Annotated in this window: 17 protein-coding genes and 2 tRNA genes; 8 read left to right on the top strand and 11 right to left on the bottom strand. The window is 69.7% G+C overall.

The annotated features are described in order from the left end of the window. The first annotated feature begins 27 nt into the window (after positions 1-27). Positions 28-450, top strand: coding sequence for a hydroxyphenylacetyl-CoA thioesterase PaaI (gene paaI / locus AB4078_RS10765; RefSeq protein WP_441977135.1), 423 nt, complete (start codon positions 28-30; stop codon positions 448-450). Then, positions 447-1,748: a phenylacetate--CoA ligase PaaK gene (paaK, locus tag AB4078_RS10760; protein ID WP_441977134.1), complete on the top strand. Its 1,302-nt coding sequence runs from the start codon at positions 447-449 to the stop codon at positions 1,746-1,748. Before paaI ends, paaK begins: the two co-directional genes overlap by 4 nt. A 154-nt stretch (positions 1,749-1,902) precedes the next feature. Here paaK and AB4078_RS10755 read toward each other — a convergent pair whose 3' ends face one another. From AB4078_RS10755 to AB4078_RS10735, 5 genes are all read right to left on the bottom strand, one after another. Continuing rightward, the gene (locus AB4078_RS10755; protein WP_440733583.1) at positions 1,903-2,190 is read right to left on the bottom strand and encodes a GIY-YIG nuclease family protein; all 288 of its coding nucleotides are present in this window, start codon (positions 2,188-2,190) and stop codon (positions 1,903-1,905) included. 151 nt (positions 2,191-2,341) lie between these two features. Beyond that, entirely contained in the window at positions 2,342-4,396 is a 2,055-nt protein-coding gene (gene paaZ / locus AB4078_RS10750; protein WP_441977133.1) for a phenylacetic acid degradation bifunctional protein PaaZ, read from the bottom strand. A 1-nt stretch (position 4,397) separates the two neighbouring features. Continuing rightward, the gene (locus AB4078_RS10745; protein ID WP_441977132.1) at positions 4,398-5,282 is read right to left on the bottom strand and encodes a 3-hydroxyacyl-CoA dehydrogenase family protein; all 885 of its coding nucleotides are present in this window, start codon (positions 5,280-5,282) and stop codon (positions 4,398-4,400) included. Further along, on the bottom strand, positions 5,279-6,034 hold the full coding sequence (locus AB4078_RS10740) for an enoyl-CoA hydratase/isomerase family protein (RefSeq protein ID WP_441977131.1): 756 nt from the start codon (positions 6,032-6,034) through the stop codon (positions 5,279-5,281). Before AB4078_RS10740 ends, AB4078_RS10745 begins: the two co-directional genes overlap by 4 nt. Further along, a complete protein-coding gene (locus AB4078_RS10735; protein WP_441977130.1) occupies positions 6,034-7,221 on the bottom strand; it encodes a thiolase family protein in 1,188 nt (395 codons plus the stop codon). The genes AB4078_RS10740 and AB4078_RS10735 overlap by 1 nt, the downstream gene beginning before the upstream one ends. Positions 7,222-7,365: 144 nt before the next feature. Between AB4078_RS10735 and AB4078_RS10730 the strand changes: the two genes are divergently transcribed. Beyond that, positions 7,366-8,037, top strand: a complete 672-nt coding sequence (locus AB4078_RS10730; protein WP_441977129.1) for a TetR/AcrR family transcriptional regulator — start codon at positions 7,366-7,368, stop codon at positions 8,035-8,037. Between the two features lie 208 nt (positions 8,038-8,245). Here AB4078_RS10730 and AB4078_RS10725 read toward each other — a convergent pair whose 3' ends face one another. After that, positions 8,246-8,887 (bottom strand): MIP/aquaporin family protein, encoded by a 642-nt coding sequence (locus AB4078_RS10725; RefSeq protein ID WP_441977128.1) that lies wholly within the window; start codon positions 8,885-8,887, stop codon positions 8,246-8,248. 234 nt (positions 8,888-9,121) lie between these two features. Between AB4078_RS10725 and AB4078_RS10720 the strand changes: the two genes are divergently transcribed. Beyond that, complete coding sequence (locus AB4078_RS10720) at positions 9,122-9,301, top strand: hypothetical protein (RefSeq protein WP_441977127.1); 180 nt, start codon at positions 9,122-9,124, stop codon at positions 9,299-9,301. A gap of 53 nt (positions 9,302-9,354) precedes the next feature. Here AB4078_RS10720 and AB4078_RS10715 read toward each other — a convergent pair whose 3' ends face one another. Next, complete coding sequence (locus AB4078_RS10715) at positions 9,355-10,239, bottom strand: alpha/beta fold hydrolase (RefSeq protein ID WP_441977126.1); 885 nt, start codon at positions 10,237-10,239, stop codon at positions 9,355-9,357. 136 nt (positions 10,240-10,375) lie between these two features. On the opposite strand from AB4078_RS10715, the gene AB4078_RS10710 reads away from it, so the two are divergent. The 4 genes from AB4078_RS10710 (at position 10,376) to AB4078_RS10695 (ending at position 16,725) form a co-directional block, all read left to right on the top strand. Next, a complete protein-coding gene (locus tag AB4078_RS10710) occupies positions 10,376-11,599 on the top strand; it encodes a DNA polymerase domain-containing protein (RefSeq protein ID WP_441977125.1) in 1,224 nt (407 codons plus the stop codon). A gap of 79 nt (positions 11,600-11,678) precedes the next feature. Next, positions 11,679-12,509: a class I SAM-dependent methyltransferase gene (locus AB4078_RS10705; RefSeq protein ID WP_441977124.1), complete on the top strand. Its 831-nt coding sequence runs from the start codon at positions 11,679-11,681 to the stop codon at positions 12,507-12,509. A 120-nt stretch (positions 12,510-12,629) separates the two neighbouring features. Continuing rightward, positions 12,630-14,006 carry a hypothetical protein gene (locus tag AB4078_RS10700; RefSeq protein ID WP_441977123.1) on the top strand — a complete coding sequence of 459 codons (1,377 nt, stop codon included), beginning with the start codon at positions 12,630-12,632 and terminating at the stop codon, positions 14,004-14,006. A gap of 142 nt (positions 14,007-14,148) precedes the next feature. Continuing rightward, positions 14,149-16,725, top strand: a complete 2,577-nt coding sequence (locus AB4078_RS10695; RefSeq protein WP_441977122.1) for a PEP/pyruvate-binding domain-containing protein — start codon at positions 14,149-14,151, stop codon at positions 16,723-16,725. Positions 16,726-16,805: 80 nt separating this feature from the next. Here AB4078_RS10695 and AB4078_RS10690 read toward each other — a convergent pair. The 4 genes from AB4078_RS10690 to AB4078_RS10675 all read right to left on the bottom strand — a co-directional run bounded on the left by AB4078_RS10690 (position 16,806) and on the right by AB4078_RS10675 (position 18,979). Next, a tRNA-Met gene (locus tag AB4078_RS10690) sits at positions 16,806-16,879 on the bottom strand. A 24-nt stretch (positions 16,880-16,903) separates the two neighbouring features. Beyond that, positions 16,904-16,975: transfer RNA gene (locus tag AB4078_RS10685), tRNA-Thr, on the bottom strand. Between the two features lie 109 nt (positions 16,976-17,084). Then, positions 17,085-17,879 (bottom strand): inositol monophosphatase family protein, encoded by a 795-nt coding sequence (locus AB4078_RS10680; protein WP_441977121.1) that lies wholly within the window; start codon positions 17,877-17,879, stop codon positions 17,085-17,087. Next, positions 17,876-18,979, bottom strand: a complete 1,104-nt coding sequence (locus AB4078_RS10675; protein WP_441977120.1) for a hypothetical protein — start codon at positions 18,977-18,979, stop codon at positions 17,876-17,878. Before AB4078_RS10675 ends, AB4078_RS10680 begins: the two co-directional genes overlap by 4 nt. Positions 18,980-18,988: the final 9 nt, after the last annotated feature.

The raw sequence follows: 18,988 nt of genomic DNA, 5'->3' as shown, positions 1-18,988 counted from the left end.
CATGCCCGCCCGTTCGAAGGAGAACCGATGGCAGAGCCCGTCACCGAACTTCGCCCGATGATGCGACGCGATCGCGCGTCGACCGCTCTCGGCATGCGCGTGGAGGTGGATGAGCCGGGCCGCGCCGTGGTCTCGATGACCGTGCGCGACGACATGCTGAACGGCTTCGGCATCACGCACGGCGGGCTGGTTTTCGCGCTCGCCGACACGACATTCGCGATCGTCTGCAACGAGGACGAGCAGGTGACCGTCGCCGCCGGTGCGGACATCACGTTCCTGAAGTCCACGAGGGAGGGCCAGGTGCTCACCGCCACGGGGTCGCGCCGCGCGCGCAACGGCCGCACGGGCCTGTACGACATCACGGTGACCGACGAGACCGGCGACATCGTCGCCGAGTTCCGCGGCCGCTCCCTCACTACGAACCGTCCTTTCCCGAAGGAGAACGCATGACCGAGATCGCGACGGACCGGGTCACGAACGCCGACGCGCTACGGCTGGATCCCGAGCAGCTGCGCGCGCTGCAGCTCGAGCGCCTGCAGTGGTCCGTGCGCCACGCGTATGAGAACGTGCCGTTCTACCGCCTGGCTTTTCAGAGCGCCGGGATCCATCCCGATGACGTCCGCACCCTCGCCGACATCGCGCGTCTCCCGTTCACCACCAAGAACGACCTGCGCGAGTACTACCCGTTCGGCATGTTCGCGGTGCCGATGGCCGATGTGCGGCGGATCCACGCCTCATCGGGAACCACGGGCCGTCCGACGGTGGTCGGCTACACCGAGACCGACCTGGACAACTGGGCCGATCTCATCGCCCGCTCGCTGAGCGCCGCCGGAGTCCAGCCCGGCTGGAAGGTGCACAACGCCTACGGCTACGGCCTGTTCACCGGCGGCCTGGGCGCGCACGCCGGCATCGAGCGCCTCGGCGCGACGGTGATCCCGATGTCGGGCGGGCAGACCGCCAAGCAGGTGCAGCTCATCGGCGACTTCGAGCCCGACGCGATCATGTGCACGCCGACCTACCTCCTCACGATCGCGGATGCGATGGAGGCGGCGGGGATCGATCCGCGCTCCACGTCACTCAAGGTCGGAATCCTCGGCGCAGAGCCCTGGACCAATGAGATGCGCCACCAGATCGAGCAGCGGCTGAACATCGACGCCGTCGACATCTACGGGCTCAGCGAGGTCATGGGCCCGGGCGTCGCGATGGAGGCGGCGGCCACGAAGGACGGCCCGCACATCTGGGAGGACCACTTCCTGCCCGAGATCATCGACCCCGAAACGGGCGAGCCCGTCGCCGACGGCGAGCCGGGCGAGCTGGTGTTCACCTCGCTCACCAAGCAGGCCTTCCCCGTGATCCGCTACCGCACCAGGGATCTGACCCGGCTGCTGCCCGGATCCGCGTTCCCGGCGATGCGGCGGATGGAGAAGATCACGGGGCGCGACGACGACATGATCATCCTGCGCGGCGTGAACCTCTTCCCGACGCAGATCGAGGAGATCGCCCTCGGCATCGAGACCCTCACGCCGCACTTCATCCTGGAGCTGACCCGGCAGGGCCACCTCGATGCGCTGAAGGTGCGCATCGAGCGTCATCCGGAGATCGATGCGACGAGCGCTGTCGCAGCCGCCGAGGTGCTGAAGCTGCGGATCAAGACGTCGATCGGCACGTCGGTGGACGTGCAGGTCGAGGAGCCCGGATCCCTCCCCCGCAGCGAGGGCAAGTACAAGCGCCTGTACGACCTGCGCTGAGCCCCCCGGGTCGTTGAGCGACCCGAAGGCGAGACGAAACGCGGCACCCCGCAAGGACACCACACCCCCGGTCGTTGAGCGAGTGAAGCGAGACGAAACGCGGCGCCCTCGCAAGAGCACCGCGTTTCGTCTCGGTCGGCTCCGCCGTCCTCGCTCAACGACCCCGGGTTCTGGCGCTCCAGCCGCGGATCGCATCCAGACCGCCCTCGATGAAGGCGGCACGCTTCGCGTGACTCCACCCCTGGATCCGCTTCTCCCAGGCGAATGCTTCGTCGACGCGCTCGAACTCGGCGTGCCAGACCAAGGTCACGGGCAGTCGTCTGCGTGTGTATGCGGCGCCCTCCCCCGCGGCGTGCTGCTCCATTCGGCGCTCGAGATCGTTCGTGCTGCCCGCGTAGAAGGTGCCGTCACTGCACCTCAGGATGTACGCGTAACCCGTCATCCAGCGAAAGTTAGCCCGAGCCACGGACACCCCACCTGGGGTCGTTGAGCGAGCGAAGCGAGACGAAACGCGGCGCCCTCGTGAGAGCACCGCGTCTCGTCTCGGTCGGCTCCGCCGTCCTCGCTCAACGACCCCGGGGGGGAAACCCTCGTCAGGCCGGGGCCAGCTCCTTCTCCACGAGGGTCAGCACGTCGTAGGTCGCGACGATCTCGTCGCGCTGGTTGTGGATCACCGCATCCCAGCGCACCTCGCCGTATTCGTCGGTCTCCCGCGGGGTGATCTGCTTCGCCGTCAAGGTCACCCGGATCGCATCGCCGGGCTTCACCGGCGCCACGAAGCGCAGGTTCTCCAGCCCGTAGTTCGCGAGCACAGGCCCCGGCTCGGGCGAGACGAACAGCCCGGCCGCCCACGACACCAGCAGGTAGCCGTGCGCGACCCTGCCGCCGAAGAACGGGTTCGCCTCGGCTGCTTCCTCGTCCATGTGCGCGTAGAACGTGTCGCCGGTCGAGGACGCGAACGCCTCGATGTCCTCGAGCGACAGCTCGCGCAGCCCGGATTCGACCTGGTCGCCGAGACGCAGTTCCGCGAGCGACTTCCGGAACGGATGCACAGCACGGTCGGTGCCAGCACCCGTGTGCCAGACGCCCGTGATCGCGGTGAGGATCTCCGGAGTGCCCTGGATCGCGGTGCGCTGCATGAAGTGCATGACCGCGCGGATCCCGCCGAGCTCTTCGCCGCCGCCGGCGCGCCCCGGCCCTCCATGCACCAGGTGCGGCACTGGGGAGCCGTGCCCGGTCGAGGTCTTCGCGTCGTCGCGGTTCAGAAACAGCACGCGTCCGTTGTACGCGGCGATACGGGTGAGCAGCTCGGTCGCCACCTCCGGATCCCTGGTCGCGACCGAGGTCACGAGCGATCCGCCACCCCGTCCGACGAGATCCGCGGCCTCCGCGACGGTCGTGTACCCGAGCACGCTCGAGACCGGGCCGAACGCCTCGACTTCGTGCACGGCAGGCGACGTCGTGTCCGCGAAGCCCACGAGCATCGGCGCGATGAAGGCGCCTTCCGGGGCGGGCCCGGTCGTGCCGTCGGCGTGGACGACGTCCGGTGCGTCGACGGACCCGAGGAGCAACTCGCCACCGGCCTCGCGCAGGGCGGCGACCTGGCGCAGCACCTCGTCGCGCTGCGCGGTGGAGACGAGCGGACCCATCGTGACGGACTCGGCGTGCGGGTCGCCGATCACGACGCGCTCGGCGATCTTCGCCTGCAGCGCGTCCACGAGGGCGCCGACGGAGGCGGCGGGCACGATCGCCCGACGGATCGCCGTGCACTTCTGCCCGGCCTTGGTGGTGAGCTCGATCATGAGCTGCTTCACATAGGCCTCGAACTCCGGGGTGTCCGGCGTCGCATCGGGACCGAGCACCGAGGCGTTGATCGAGTCGGTCTCGCTCGTGAAGCGCACCCCGTCGGCGGTCTGGGCGCGCAGGCCCGCAGCGGTCGAGGCGCTTCCGGTGAAGGCGACGAGGTCGCCGAGGCGCAGCAGATCGAAGATCCCGGGGAGGGATCCGCTGACCAGCTGCAGGGAGCCGTCCGGCAGCAGTCCGGAATCGACGAGGATCCGCACCCATGCCTCCGCGATGTAGCCCGTCGGGGTCGCGGGCTTCACGATCGAGGGCACGCCGGCGAGGAAGGCCGGGGCGAACTTCTCCAGCGCACCCCACATCGGGAAGTTGAAGGCGTTGATCTGCACGGCGACACCGGGCAGGCGCGTGTAGACGTGCCGGCCGAGGAAGGATCCGTCCTTGGAGAGCGGCTCGACCGGGCCGTCCAGGACGACCTTCGCGTTCGGCAACTCGCGACGCCCCTTGGACGAGTACGTGAACAGCACGCCGATGCCGCCGTCCACGTCGGCGTACGAGTCGCGGACCGTGGATCCGCTGCGCTTGGAGAGCTCGTACAGCTCCTCCTTGTGCGCGGTGAGCTCCACGGCCATCTGCTTGAGCAGCATCGCCCGCTGGTGGAACGTGAGCGCGCCGAGGTTCTGCTGCCCCACGGTGCGCGCGTGCTCCACGGCGCCGGCGAGGTCGATGCCCGCAGAGTCGACGCGGACGATCTCCTCGCCCGTCGAGGCGTCGCGCACGATCGTGCCGGCCTCGGACGCAGAGGTCCACCAGGCTCCCTGCAGATAGCTGGGCAGCAGCTCGGTCATGTCATTCGCTCCATTCGTAGAATCCGCGGCCGGTCTTGCGGCCCAGGTGTCCATCGGCGACCAGGTCGCGCAGCAGCTGCGGCGGCGCGAACCGCGCCCCGAGCTTCGCCTCGAGCTCTTCGGCGATCCCGAGCCGCACGTCGAGGCCGACAATGTCGGTGGTGCGCAGCGGGCCGGTCGGATGCCGGTAGCCGAGCTCCATCGCAGCGTCGATGTCGGCGGCGGTCGCCACGCCCTCCTCGAGCATCCGGATGGCCTCCAGCGCGATCGCCACGCCCAGCCGACTCGACGCGAACCCCGGTGCGTCGGCGACCACGACCGCGGTCTTTCCCAGGGCGGCGACCCAGCCCCGGGCGTCGTCGACGAGCTCCTGGTTCGTGGACGCTCCCACGACCACCTCGACGAGCGAAGAGGCGGGCACGGGGTTGAAGAAGTGCAGGCCGAGGAACCGCTCGGGGTGGGCGAGCTCCGCGCCGAGGTCGTCGATCGAGATCGAGGACGTGTTGGACGCGATCGCGGCGCGCGGTTCGACCATCGCCTCGATGCGGCGCAGGCTCTCGGCCTTGAGGGCGCGGTCCTCGGGAACGGCCTCGACGACGAGTCCGGCATCGGCGAACGCGGCGGCGTCGGTGCTCGTCTCGAGCGCTCCCTCGAGCGCGGCGATCGTGCGTTCGGTGCTCCCGCGGTCGACGGAGCGCTGCAGGCTCGTGCGGATCCGCTCCCCCGCCGCTGCCGCTGCGGCCTCGTCCCGCTCGACCACGACGACCTGGGATCCGGCGAGCAGGAACGCGTGCGCGATGCCGGCGCCCATCCGTCCACCGCCGAGCACGCCGACCCGGTCGGGAGCCGCCGTCAGCTCGAGCGCGCGGGGATCCTGTCCGCTCATCGGCGGCTCCTCCGTTCCAGGAAGGCGGTCATCCGACGGTGCTTCTCCGGGCTCTCGAACAGCTCGGCCTGCAGCTCCAGTTCGATCGCGGGATGCCGGTCGGCCGGGGCGAGCAGGGCAGCCTTGGTGTGCCGGGTGGCGAGCGGATCGTTCGCGGCGATGCGGTCGGCGATCGCGTGCGCCGCCGCGAGCAGATCCTCCGACTCGTGCAGCGAGGACAGCAGCCCCCAGGCGAGCGCCTCCTGGGCTCCGAGCTGACGTCCGGTCAGCAGCAGCTCCGACGCGCGCGCCTCGCCGACGATCTGCGGCAGCCGCCAGGTCGCTCCGGCCGCGGCGAGGATGCCGAGCCCGGTCTCCGGGTTGCCGATGCGCGCGGACGGGGTGCCGATGCGGATGTCCGCCGCGTAGGCCAGCTCCGCACCGCCGCCGAGGGCGTAGCCGTCGATCGCCGCGATCACGGGCATCGGCAGCTGCCGGATGCGCCGGAAGGCGGTCGTGTTGATGCCGGCCCGCGCGTCCTGCGCACGGCGGTCGCGCAGCTGGGCGATGTCGGCGCCGGAGGCGAAGGTCCCGCCGGATCCGGTCAGGATCAGAGTCCGCGGATCCTCCTCGAGCTCGGCGCACAGCGCGTGCAGCTCGTCGATCATGGCCTGGTCGATCGCGTTGCGGGTCTCGGGCCGGTCGAGCATCGCGGTGACCCGCGTCTCCGTGCGTTCGATGCGCAGCCGTCGAGCCGTCGATGCGTCAGCCATCAGACCCGCTCCACGATCATCGCGGTGCCCTGTCCGACGCCGACGCACATGGTCGCCAGCCCGTACCGGACCCCCTCGCGCTCCATCCGGCCGAGCAGCGTGATCAGGATCCGGCTGCCGCTGGAGCCGAGTGGGTGGCCGAGTGCGATGGCGCCGCCGTCGGCGTTCACGATCTCGGGGTCGAGGCCGAGCCTTCGGATCGAGGCGAGCGACTGCGTGGCGAACGCCTCGTTCAGCTCGACCGCGCCCAGGTCGGCCACGGTGAGCCCCGCCTTCGCGAGAGCCTTCTCCGTCGCCGGCACCGGCCCCAGCCCCATGATCTCCGGGGCGAGTGCGGCCGAGGCGGAGGCGACGATGCGCGCCCGCGGGGTCAGCCCGTGCCGTTCGATCGCGGCGGATCCGGCGACGACGATCGCCGAGGCGCCGTCATTCAGCGAGGAGGCGTTGCCCGCGGTGACCACGCTGCCGCCGGCGACCACGGGCCGCAGACCCGCGAGCACGTCGAGCGTGGTGTCGCGGCGCGGGCCCTCGTCGGTGTCGACGAGCCCACCGCGCGGCGTCGGCACCGGCACGATCTCCGGAGCCAGGCGGCCGGCATCGATCGCGGCGATCGCCCGCTGGTGGCTGCGCAGGGCGAAGGCGTCGGCGTCCTCGCGGGTGATGCCGTCGACGCGCGCGACCTCCTCCGCGGTCTCCGGCATCGAGTAGGTGGCCTTGTCCCGCGCGGCGAGGCGCGGGTTCGTGAAGCGCCAGCCGATCGAGGTGTCGAAGGCCTCGCCCGGCTTCGCCCAGGCGCGCTCGGGCTTCGCCTGCACCCAGGGAGCGCGCGTCATCGACTCCACTCCGCCCGCGATCATCACGTCGGCGTCGCCGGCTCGGATCGCCTGCGCGGCGAGGGCTGTGGCCGTCATCCCCGAGGCGCAGAGCCGGTTCACCGTGAAGGCCGGCAACGCGTCGGGAAAGCCGGCGAGCAGCACGGCCATGCGCGCGACGTTGCGGTTGTCCTCCCCCGCCTGGTTCGCGGATCCGAGGATCACCTCGTCGAACGCGTCATCGGGCACGCCGGCGCGCTGCGCGGCCTCGCGGATGACGAGCGCGGCCAGATCGTCGGGACGAACACCGGCGAGAGCGCCGCCGTAGCGTCCGACCGGCGTGCGCGTACCGCCGATGAGGTAGGCCTCCGACATGCTCGTCCTCCCGGGGTCGTCGTCGACAGGGTGCTTCGGGGTCAGAATCCAACAGTTTCCCGACCGATCGTTCAGTAAAAGGATGTCAGACGGATCCCGGGCGGGCAAGTCCGCCAGCGAGGCCGATGAGGGAGAATGTTGCGGATGAGCACCGGATCCGCGCACGCCGCCGACGAGTCGAGTGTCGCCGATGCGCCCGAGGTCGCGAGCGCCGAGGAGGCCGCACCGCGTGCGCGCCGCGGACGCCCCGGCTACGACCGCGCGCAGGTGCTCGAGATCGCCGTGCGCCTCTTCAATGAGCAGGGCTACGACGCCACGAGCGTGTCATCGCTGGCGACCGCGCTCGGCCTCAGCAAGGCCGCGCTGTATCACCACTTCACATCCAAGGAGCAGATCCTCGAGATCGCCCTCGACGACGCACTCGGAGGGCTCGAGTCGGTGCTCGACGGGGCGCTGGCCGACGAGGGCACGGCCGCCACGCGGCTGGTGACAGTGATCGCGGGCGCCGTGCGCGTGCTCACGAGCAAGCTGCCGCAGGTGACGCTGCTGCTGCGCGTGCACGGCAACAGCGAGATCGAGCGCGCCGCCCTCGAGCGCCGCCGCATCTTCGATCAGCGCGTCGCGCACCTGGTCGGCCAAGCGCAGCAGGAGGGCGCCCTGCGCCGCGACATCCGCCCCTCGGTGACGACGAGGCTCATGTTCGGCATGATCAACTCGATCATCGAGTGGTACCGCCCCGCGCACACCTCGCTCACCCCCGAGGAACTGGTCGACGACGTCACCCGCGTGATCTTCGACGGCCTGCGCGCGCACTGAGGGTCGCGGGCTCGAGCTCGTCTCGCCCAACTTCTGCAGGATCCCTGCAACTCTGCAGGACAGGATCCGCAGGATCGTCCTGCCAAGTTGCAATCGTCCTGCAGAGCCCACCCCGCAAGCACAGATCGCCCGGGCTCGATCGACTCGACCTCGGACAGCAGAACGCCCCGCGCTCACCGAGCGCGGGGCGTTCCAGAAGGAGTGCGGGTCAGGCAGCGGCCTTCTTGTCGTTGCTGCTCAGCACACGGAACAGCAGTGCCGCGATCGCCGCGCCGACCAGCGGAGCCACGATGTACAGCCACAGGTTGCTCCAGGCGAACTGGCCGCTGATGGAGAGGCCGAGTGCGACGGCGGGGTTGAACCCGCCGCCGGAGACGCCGCCGACCGAGACGGCGCCGACGAAGACGGTGCCACCGATGGCCAGGCCGTAGAAGGAGTTGTTGTCGTTGTCCTTCGAGGTTGCGGCGTTCAGCACGACCCAGACGAGGACGAGGGTGAACAGCGCCTCGACCAGGAAGGCCGGGCCGACCTTGATCTCGGTCGCCTTGTCGGCGTGCGGCCAGACCGCGAAGCTCACCAGTGCTGCGAGTGCGCCGCCGATGAACTGGGCGACGATGTAGGCGACGAAGTCCGTGACGCCGATGGCACCACGGATGAGGGCGCCGAACGACACGGCGGGGTTGAGGTGGCCGCCGGAGATGTGCCCCGAGGCGTAGATGAGAACCGTCAGCGCGAGGCCGATCGCCAGCGGCGTCAGCGGGCTCTTGCTGTTGACCGCGCCGATGATGCTGAACACGAAGAGGAACGTCGAGATCGCCTCAGTAAGCGCCTTTCCAGCAGTACCAGTCATTTTGAATGCCTTTTCTGTCAGGTCGAGGGTGAGGGCGGAGTCTCCCGCACGCCGGCCGGCGCACCCTGGATTGCCGAGCCAGAATACCGGGTTCCTGTCAATCAGCTGGGAACCGGAGCAACATTCCGACGGATCCAGGCGGAAAACTCTTGACCCTCGAGCCGGATCATCATATTCTTTCATTATTCGATAGATCAATTCCACCATTCGGAATCAAGAGCGAGAGAAGAGGCGATGATGCCCCAGACCCCCGGCACGCAGAACCACCGCCCCGAGCGCCAGGGCGACGTCGCACGACGCGCGGCGATCTACCCGCTCATCGACGTCGACCCCGACTTCCACATCCCGGCCCGCCGCGAGGGCGCGCTCACCAAGATGCTCGTCGCACTGCGGATCCTGCCCCAGGCCTCCTGACACGGGAATGGCGCGCAATCGCGGGCCCCGCGATCGCGCGCCGTTCCGCGACGTCAGCCTCGTTGGTCCAGCACCTCGCGCAGGCGCGCGGCGACCCCTGCCGGATCGCTGGGGAACCCCGGCTGCTCGGTGAAGCCGCCGTGGTTGCTCGGGAAGACGGTCGCCTCGATCCCGAGCGCCGCAGCGACCGACCGGGCCGCGCGCGCCGGCATCGTCTCACCCGATTCGGCACCGAAAGCGATCACGAGGCGTTCACCGAGGCCCTGGAGCGCCGCAATCTCCGGCAGGTAGGCGAGCGTCGCCGGCATGTTGCGGAAGAGCGGATCCGTCCGGCTGCCATCGTCGGCCGTCGGCAGTCCGAACATCGAGGGGTCGGGGGCCGGGCCGTCGAGGTAGCCCTGCGGCACCGGGCCGTCGAGCATCACGAACTGGATGAACTTCGCCAGCGCCGGACCGCTCCCCTCCGCCGCGAAGGTGCGCTTCATGTCGGCCGTCACCGCGAGCACGGCATCCCGGTCGGGCAGGAAGTCCGCCACGGGCGGCTCGTGCACGACGGCGACGCGGACATCGTCGGGATTCGCAGCGACCAGGGCGAGCAGGTTCACGCCTCCGCCGCTGCTGCCGAACGCGTCGACCGGTCCGACACTGAGCGCGGCGATCACGCGGTGCAGGTCGTCCGCATGCCGCTGCACCGCGATGTCCGCGGTGCCGACCGGATTGCGCCCGGCGCCGCGCGGGTCGTAGGTGATGACCGGGCGATCGCCGAAATGCGAGGCGAGGATCTGGAATCCCGTCGCATCCATCGGCGCGCCGAACAGGAACAGCGCCGGCCGCTCGACGGTCGCCGTGGCGAGATCGCCGTGGATGTCGTACGTGATCGCGTCATCGCCCTCGCCGACCGTGCGGGTGACGACGGTCCGTGCTGCGCTGTCCGACATGCTTCCTCCTCGAGATTAAATACAACTGATTGGTTGTAGATTACGGCGCGTGAGGAAGAACCGCAAGAGCACATCGACGGGCCTCGGATCGTCCGGTGCTCTCGCCGCGACGACACTCACGATCTAACGTGGACCCATGGCAGGCAGAGCCGAGACCTTCCTCGAGATCGACGGCGCCGAGGTGCGCGTGTCGCACCCCGACAAGGTCGTCTTCCCGCAGGCGGGGCTGACCAAGCTCGATCTCGTCGAGTACTACCTCGCGGTGGCGGATGGCGCGCTGCGCGGAGCCGGCGGGCGTCCCATGGTGCTCAAGCGGTTCGTGAAGGGCATCGACGCCGAACCGTTCTTCCAGAAGCGGGTGCCCGAGCATCCCGACTACATCGGCACAGCGGTGCTGCGGTACGCGTCCGGCAATTCCGCGGAGGAGGCGGTCCTCACCGATGCCGCGGGGCTTGCCTGGATCGTGAACCTCGGCTGTCTCGATCTCAACCCGCATGCCGTGCGCGCCGCCGACCTCGAGCACCCCGACGAGCTGCGGGTGGATCTGGATCCGATGCCGGGCGTCGAATGGTCGCAGATCGTCGACACCGCCTTCGTCGTGCGCGAGGTCCTCGATGACTGCGGTCTGGTCGGCTGGCCGAAGACGAGTGGATCCCGGGGCATGCACATCCTGGTCCGGATCCGGCCCGAGTGGGACTTCGCCGCCGTGCGTCTTGCCGCCGAGACGCTGGCGCGCGAGGTGGAGGCCAGGGCGCCCGGGCTCGCGACTGCGCGCTGGTGGAAGGAGGAGCGCGGCGAGAGCGTGTTCGTCGACTTCAACCAGAACGCGAAGGACCGCACCGTCGCCTCCGCGTACTCGGTCCGACCTCTGCCGGACGCGCGTGTGTCGACGCCGCTCGCCTGGGACGAAGTGCGCCTGCGCCGCCCGGAGGAGTTCACGGTGCCGACCGTGCGCGCCCGCTTCGCCGAGATCGGCGACCCGCATCAAGGCATCGACGATGCGGTGGGATCGCTGTCGGCGCTGCTCGCCCTGGCCGAGAAGCTGGGCCCGGCCGAGAAGCCGCCGCGCGGATCCGACGGATCCGGCCGGCGCGCCTCGAGCATGCCGCTCATCGAGATCGCGCGCACGAAGACGAAGCCCGAGGCGCTCGCCGCGCTCGAGCAATGGCGCGAGACGCATGCGCCCGTGGCGTCGATGCTGCACCCCGCCGACGTCCTGGTCGATGGGATGCGGGGGTCGAGTTCGCTCTGGTACCGCGTGCGGGTCAATCTGCAGCACGTGCCCGAGGACCAGCGTCCGGCGCAGGAGCCGCTGCTCGCCGACTACGACCCCTGGGCCGGGAAGAGCTGGCAGAGCTGAGGAGCGCCGGAGCCTTTCGCCCGCGCTGGACAGCACCGCGCAAGCGGCGTACAACGGTCGGCAGAGGATGGGGGCCGACATGGCCGACGACGCCGCGGCGAAGCTGTTCCAGGGCGGGGTTCCGAACGCCTACGAGCAGCTCATGGTTCCGCTCATGTTCCAGCCCTATGCCGACGACATGGTGGCCCGGGCAGTGGCTCGGAGACCCTCCACGGTGCTCGAGCTCGCCGCGGGGACGGGGGTGGTGACCCGCGGGCTCGCGGCCGCACTGCCGAGCGCGACCACGCTGGTCGCCACGGATCTCAATCCGGGCATGCTCGCCGTCGCCGAGGCGCACGGCGCGCCCCGGTCCGCGGGCGCGCCGGACGTCGCCTGGCAGCTGGCCGACGCGCAGGCGCTCCCCTTCGACGACGCGTCCTTCGACCTCGTCGTGTGCCAGTTCGGGGTCATGTTCTTCCCTGATCGGCCGGCCGCACACGCGCAGGCGCGGCGCGTGCTCCGACCGGGCGGCACATATCTGTTCTCGACCTGGGACTCGATCGCCACCAACGCCGTCGCCCTCGCAGTCGACGAGGCCTACCGCCAGGTGCTCCCGGATGCACCGCCGAACGTGATCACGCGCGTCGCGCACGGCTATCACGACCCGGAGACCATCCGCCGAGATGCCGAAGCCGGCGGCCTCACCATCGACGCCGTGGAGGCGGTCGACCTGATCGGCGCGGCGGAGTCGGCTGCAGCTGCGGCCGCCGCGATCCCGCAGGGCTCACCGATGCGCGCAGAGCTCGAGCCGCACGGGGACGAGATCCGAGACCGCATCGAGGCGATCGCGGCGGAGCTTCTGGAACGACGTTTCGGCACCGGTCCGATCCGCACGCCGATCCGTGCGTTCGTGGCGACCGCGCACCGGTGACCGTCGCGGCACCGGTGCCATCAAGGAGCAAGCTGGCGCAACGCCGAGGGCCGTGTCGTCCGGCCCGATCGTGTCTTGCCGATAGCGTTCGTGCAAGAACACTCGACGATGGAGTCGCAAATGGCAGAAGAGAATCCGTGGAACGCGGCCCGGCTCATCCCGACGTCCGGCATTAACGGAGCCGAAGAGCAAGAGCGCCGAGCCACGTCGGCACTTCTAGCGGTGATGAGTTCGGTGAAGGAATATGGTCGCGCGATCACTGCCCGCTTCGGCGCACCGTCTGGCGGGATGGAGACGTTCATCGAAGTCCCCTTCATACTCGGTGAGAAGAAGATCTTCCCCGATGGGTTGATCCGAGTGAAATGGGGCAAGAAGCTCTGGACCGCCCTTGTCGAGGTCAAGACAGGCGGCAACGAATTGCAGCGCGAGCAGTTGGAGAACTACCTCGATGTCGCGCGTGAGCATCGGTTCGACGCGCTGATCACAATCTCGAACGAGATTCCTCCGGCTGCCGGCGTCCATCCGACGGTCGTCGACAAGCGCAAGCTCAAGTCCGTCTCGCTTCATCACCTCTCGTGGACCGAAGTTCTCGTCGCGGCAGTCATGCAAAAGGAAGTCCGAGGGGTTGCAGACCCTGACCAGGCCTGGATTCTGGGTGAGCTGATTCGTTACCTTGAGCACCCGAAGTCCGGTGCTGTGGAGCTCAGCGACATGGGGCCGAGTTGGGTCCCCGTCCGCGAGGCCGTCGTCGCAGGGACCCTTCGACGAACCGACAAGGACGCCGCCCAGCTCGCAGCTCGATTCGATGCCCTTCTGCGATTCGCCACTCTCAAGCTCGGGCAACGTCTCGGCGCAGACGTAACCCACGCTCTCAGCAAGGCGGAGACCACGAACCCCGCGCTTCGCATCACGACGCTGACGGAGATGCTCGTGAACGAGGGCAAGCTCTCCGGCGCCATTCGCATCCCTAATACTGTCTCGCCCCTGACGCTGACCATCGACGTTCGAGCAAGCCAGGTCACCGGCTCCTTCACAATCGCGGCGCCTGGCGAAGGGAAGCCCACCACGCGGGTCAACTGGCTACTCCGCCAGCTCAAAGAAGCACCCGACAGCCTCCGCATCGAAGCGTTCGCGGCGCGCCAGCGCGGTGGCAATGCCGAGCTGCTGCGAACAGTGCGCGAAAACCCGAACGTCCTCGTCACCGACCCCAGCAAGGAACTCAAGTCCTTCACCGTCACGCTCATCGGCAAGATGGGAACGCACAGGCTCGCAGGCAGAAACGGCCTGATCGATTCCGTGATGGAGGGAGTCGTGAATTCGTATGACCTCATTGGGCAGCATCTCAAGGACTGGTCCGCGGCCCCACCGCGCCTGCGCAAGCCAGAAGAGGTGATCGTGGACGAAGCGCTCCCCAGCGACATTCCCTCAGCCGCTCTGTCATCCCAGGACGGAGATCCCGCGGCACCGACGCCCGAACGCAGCAGCAGCTCGTCATAGCCGACGAGGACGCATCGACCGCCGAGATTCCCCAGCGGGCGGTCGCAAGTAGGATCAGCGCTCCAGGTGTCTTGCGGTCCGGCCCGCGAGGTGCGATCCTTCATTTAATTCCTCATCTGATGAATTAATGGAAGGATCGCTTGTGGACCGCGACGAAGCCCAGCGGGGCGCATCCCTCATCCTCGATCTCGCGCAGCTCTCGGCCGCCGAGTTCGTCGCGGTGGGCGGGAAGGCGGCCAATCTCGGCGAACTCATCCGGGCCGGCTTCGACGTACCCCCGGGGTTCTGCATCACCACCGAGGCGTATCGCCGCGCGGTGCGCGGCACCGTCGTCGAGGAGGGAACGATGACCGACGCCTCGGCGGCACGCGCCGCCGTCATGGCGGCACCGATGCCGGCGGATGTGGAGAGCGTCGTCCGCGCGGCGTACTCACGGCTCGGTGCCGGGGCGGTCGCGGTGCGCTCGTCCGCCACCGCTGAAGACCTCCCCGGCGCGAGCTTTGCCGGCCAGCAGGACACCTACCTCGGCGTCACGGGCATCCACGACGTGCTCAGCGCCGTGCAGCGCTGCTGGGCATCGCTCTGGACCGACCGCGCCGTGGCGTACCGCAATGCGCACGACATCGGCGGCGCGGGCATTGCCCTGGCTGTCGTGGTGCAGACGATGGTCGAGGCCGAGTCCGCCGGAGTGCTTTTCACCGCGGACCCCGTGACAGGCCGGCATCGCCAAGCGGTGCTCGATGCGGCGCGCGGGCTCGGCGAGTCGGTCGTCTCCGGATCCGTGGATCCGGATCACTTCGTGATCGACACCGCCACGGGCCGTATCCTCGAACGCCGGCGCGGTGGCGGCGATGCCGTGAGCGTCACCGACGCGCAGGTCGTGGCGCTCGCGTCCCTCGGCGATCGCGTGGAGCGCGCGTTCGGGGCACCGCAGGACATCGAGTGGGCCACCGACGGCGACGGCAAGCTGTGGCTCACGCAGTCGCGGCCGATCACGACTCTGTATCCGGTTCCGGTGCGCGATGCGCCCAAGCCGCCGGATGAGATCCGCGCCTTCTTCTGCATCAGCCTGGCCCAAGGGCTGCGTCGGCCGATCACGCCGATGGGGATCGCGGCGTTCCGCGTGATCGGTGCCGGCTTCCTGGACCTCATCGGCCGCCGTCCGGCACGGATCGTCGACGGCCCCGGAGGCCTCGCCGTGGGCGGCGATCGCCTGTTCGTCGACGCGACCCCGATCGTCCGCTCTGCGGCGGGGCGCGCGATCTTTCCGCGGGCCCTCGACGTCATGGAGGCGCGGTCTGCGGTCGTGCTGCGCGGCCTGTTCGAGGATCCGCGGTTCGCCGTCGCCCCCGGTTCGCGCCGGCGCTTCCTGCGCGCGTTCCTCCATGCCGCCGCCCGTATCCGTGCTCCGTTCGTGGTCGCACAGGCGCTCGCCGAACCGCGTGCGGCACAGCGTCGCGTGCGCCGTCTCGAGGCCGAAGTGCGCGCGTTCGACGCCCCATCGGGCACGATCGCGGATCGTGTCGACGGCGTGGTCGACCTCATCTTCCGGGCGATGCCGTACGCACCGCGCAGCCTTCCCGGCGCAGCCGCCGGCTTCGCGATGCTGGGCCTCGCACAGCGCCTGCTGGGCCCGGCGATCCGGCCGGGCGACATCCAGGCCGTACTGCGCAGTGCACCGGACAACGTGACGACGCAGATGGATCTCGACCTGTGGGAACTCGCCGTGCGCGCGCGTGCTGACGCCGACTCGGCCGTCGCCTTGGAGACCAGTTCTGCGCGAGAACTCGCCGACGGTTTCCTCGACGGCGTGCTGCCACCCGTGCTGCAGCACGCGATGGCCGCCTTCCTCGATCGTTTCGGTCATCGCGCGGTCGCCGAGATCGACCTGGGGATGCCGCGATGGGCCGACGATCCCGCGCACTTGTTCGGCGTGCTGTCCGGCTATCTCCGCCTCGGTGCAGACGCGGACACCCCGGCCCAGCACTTCGCCGAGGGCGCAGCCGAGGCCACAGCCATGATCGAGACGCTGTACCGTCGTGCGCGCCCGCACCGGCGGATTCGCGCCCGCGTCGCGCGCGGCTGCCTGCGGCGGGCGCGCGCACTCGTGGGGATGCGGGAAGCGCCGAAGTATCTGGTGATCCTGGCGCTGCGGCGGGCGCACGAGACGATGCTCGGGATCGGGCGCGAGCTCGCGGCGACCGGTACGCTCGCGAACCCTCAGGACGTGTTCTTCCTCGATTTCGAGGAGACGAAGCGCGTCGCCGCGGGCGACGATCTGCGCGCCGTGATCCATGAGCGTCGCGCCCGCTACGACACTGAACTGCAGCGCAGGCATGTGCCGCGCGTGCTGCTGTCGGATGGGACAGAGCCTGAAGCGGTCGGCACCGCCGCAGCGGTCGCGGAGGGCGCGCTGAGCGGCACGCCCGCATCGGCAGGAACAGTCACGGGGATCGCCCGCGTCATCGTGGATCCGGTCGGCGCCGAGCTGCAGCCGGGAGAGATCCTCGTCGCGCCGTCGACCGACCCCGGCTGGACGCCACTCTTCCTCACGGCCGGCGGCCTGGTCATGGAGATGGGGGGCGCGAACAGCCACGGCGCGGTCGTCGCCCGCGAGTACGGCATCCCCGCGGTCGTCGGCGTCGCCCGCGCGACCGAACTGATCTCGACCGGAGATGAGGTGACCGTCGACGGCGCGGCGGGCGTGATCTCCCATTAGCGCGACCAGCCGTCCCCGCGCAGCCGAGCCGCGTGGCCGAGTACGCGAAAACCCCCGGGGCAACCGGGGGTTTTTGTCTGTAGCAGGAGCGGGGCTTGAACCCGCGACCTCACGATTATGAGTCGTGCGCTCTCACCAACTGAGCTACCCTGCCGCACGGCATCCGATGGATACTGCGAGCCCCGAGTCAGGATTGAACTGACGACCCCTTCCTTACCATGGAAGTGCTCTGCCACTGAGCTATCGGGGCGTGCTGCCCTCAGAGGGCAACCAGACGAGAATACCAAAGAATCGGCGCGTGGCCGAATCGAGGCGCCCCCGCCGTAACACGGGCGTGTCCGCGTCCGCAGAGACCGATCTCAGCGGGGTTCGAGGATCCGTCGCTGCAGCTCCGCGACGAGATCCACACTGCCCGCGAGGTTCAGACGGCGTGCGACATCGGGCCCCTCAGGGCGGGCGAACACGCCGCCCGCCTCCTGCACGAGAAGCCCTCCCGCGGCGAAGTCCCACGGGCTCAGGCCACGCTCGAAGTAGCCATCGAGGCGTCCCGCCGCCACGTACGCGAGGTCGGTGGCGGCGCTGCCTCCGCGGCGAAGATCGCGAGCGACGGGCATGACACGGCCGACCGTGGCCAGGTCCCCCGCATGCGTGCCCGGGTCGTACCCGAAGCCGGTGGCGAGCAGGGCGCCGGCGGGACCGGGCTCGGCGATGCGGAGACGTTCGCCGTTCAGGTATGCACCTTCACCGCGAACCGCGGAGAACGTCTCCCCCAGCACCGGCGACTGCACGACGCCGGCAAGCGGCGTCCAGCGGTCGGGATCGCTGCCGCCCTCGACGACGGCGATGCTCACCGCGTACAGCGGGATCCCCGATGCGTAGTTGACCGTGCCGTCGATCGGATCGACGACCCAGGTGATACCAGTGGTCCCCTCGCCACCGCCGGTCTCCTCGCCGAGGAAGCCGTCACCCGGACGCTCGGCATCCAGCCGCGCACGGATCAGCGCTTCCACCTCGCGGTCGGCCTCGGTGACGATGTCGGCCAGCGTCGACTTGCTCGCCGCGATCGACACGCCTTCGGCCCGGCGACGCCGGGCCAGCTCCCCCGCCTCGCGCGCGATGTCGATCGCGAGATCTCGGAGCTCGACCGCGGTCACGAGGCGGCCGGCGGCGTCGACCCGGCAGACGGCGCAGGCGGAGCGGGCGGGAACGCCGGAGTCGCCGGTGCCGACGGAGCAGCCGGATCCGTCTCAGCCGCGGGCACCTCCGAGTGCAGTGCGCCCGTCAGGCCATGGCCACCCGCGATGGACTCGGGAGCCGCCGCGGCAGCCTCCGCCGCGGACTGCGCGGGCATCGCGGGCTGAGTCGGCGTCGCGGGCTGAGCCGGAGTGGGCGGGACGGGCTGGGACGGAGTGGCCGCGGCCGGCTGGCCCGGGATCGTCGCCCCCGGCGAGGGCACGCCCGTGTAGTAGGCGTTCCAGTCGGGGCTGCCGTCGGCGAAGATCGGCAGCGGCGTGCGGCCGTCGGCGTAGGTGGGCCACGGCTGCGGCTCGGCCGCCGGGTACGCGACCGCGGCCGGAGCGGCGTAAGCCACGAGGGCCGGCGCGCCGGGCGCGGGCCGCTTCGGGGCGAACAACGCGTTCAGCAGCGGAACCAGCATCGTGCCGACTGCGGTGAGGATCGTGAGCGCGACGACGATCCGCCAGTACAGCTCCTGGTAGTCGAACGTGTGCGGGAAGGTCAGGTAGAACACCAGCATCGCGACCAGAGACGCGAGGAATGCATAGGTCGCCCAGACGATCCCCCGGGTGAACGCCGTGTCGTGACGGGCCGCTGCCTTCTGGAACAGCCGCACGTGCAGCAGCGCGAGCTGCAGGATGCCGACCACGAGGATCAACTGGAAGAAGCGCTCGGGGCCCTCGAAGGCTGAGGAGGAGTAGCCGACGGTCTGTTCGGGCAGCCAGATCTTCACCGCGCCGACCAGCAGCGCCAGGATCCAGGTGATCATGCTGAGCAGCGCGAGCCAGTCCTGGCGGTTCGGAGCGAGGCTGGCCTCGAGGATCGCGATCGCCGCGAAGGCGGCGAGCAGCACGATCGTGAGGAAGGCACGTCCGATCAGCCCCTGCTGGTCGCCGATGAGCACCCACACCACGCACACCAGTGCGGCGGCGATGAGAGCTCCGATCGCGATCCAGATCGCTCCTCGGATGAGCAGTGAGGTGTTCGGTCCGGACTTGGCCGTCGTCGTGTTCGCCATGGGATCCCC

It is taken from the genome of Microbacterium sp. 2MCAF23 (genome assembly GCF_052115565.1).
Taxonomy (GTDB): Bacteria; Actinomycetota; Actinomycetes; order Actinomycetales; family Microbacteriaceae; genus Microbacterium.
The sequence above is the reverse complement of the archived record's forward strand: the minus strand, read 5'-3'. Positions and strand labels throughout refer to the sequence as shown.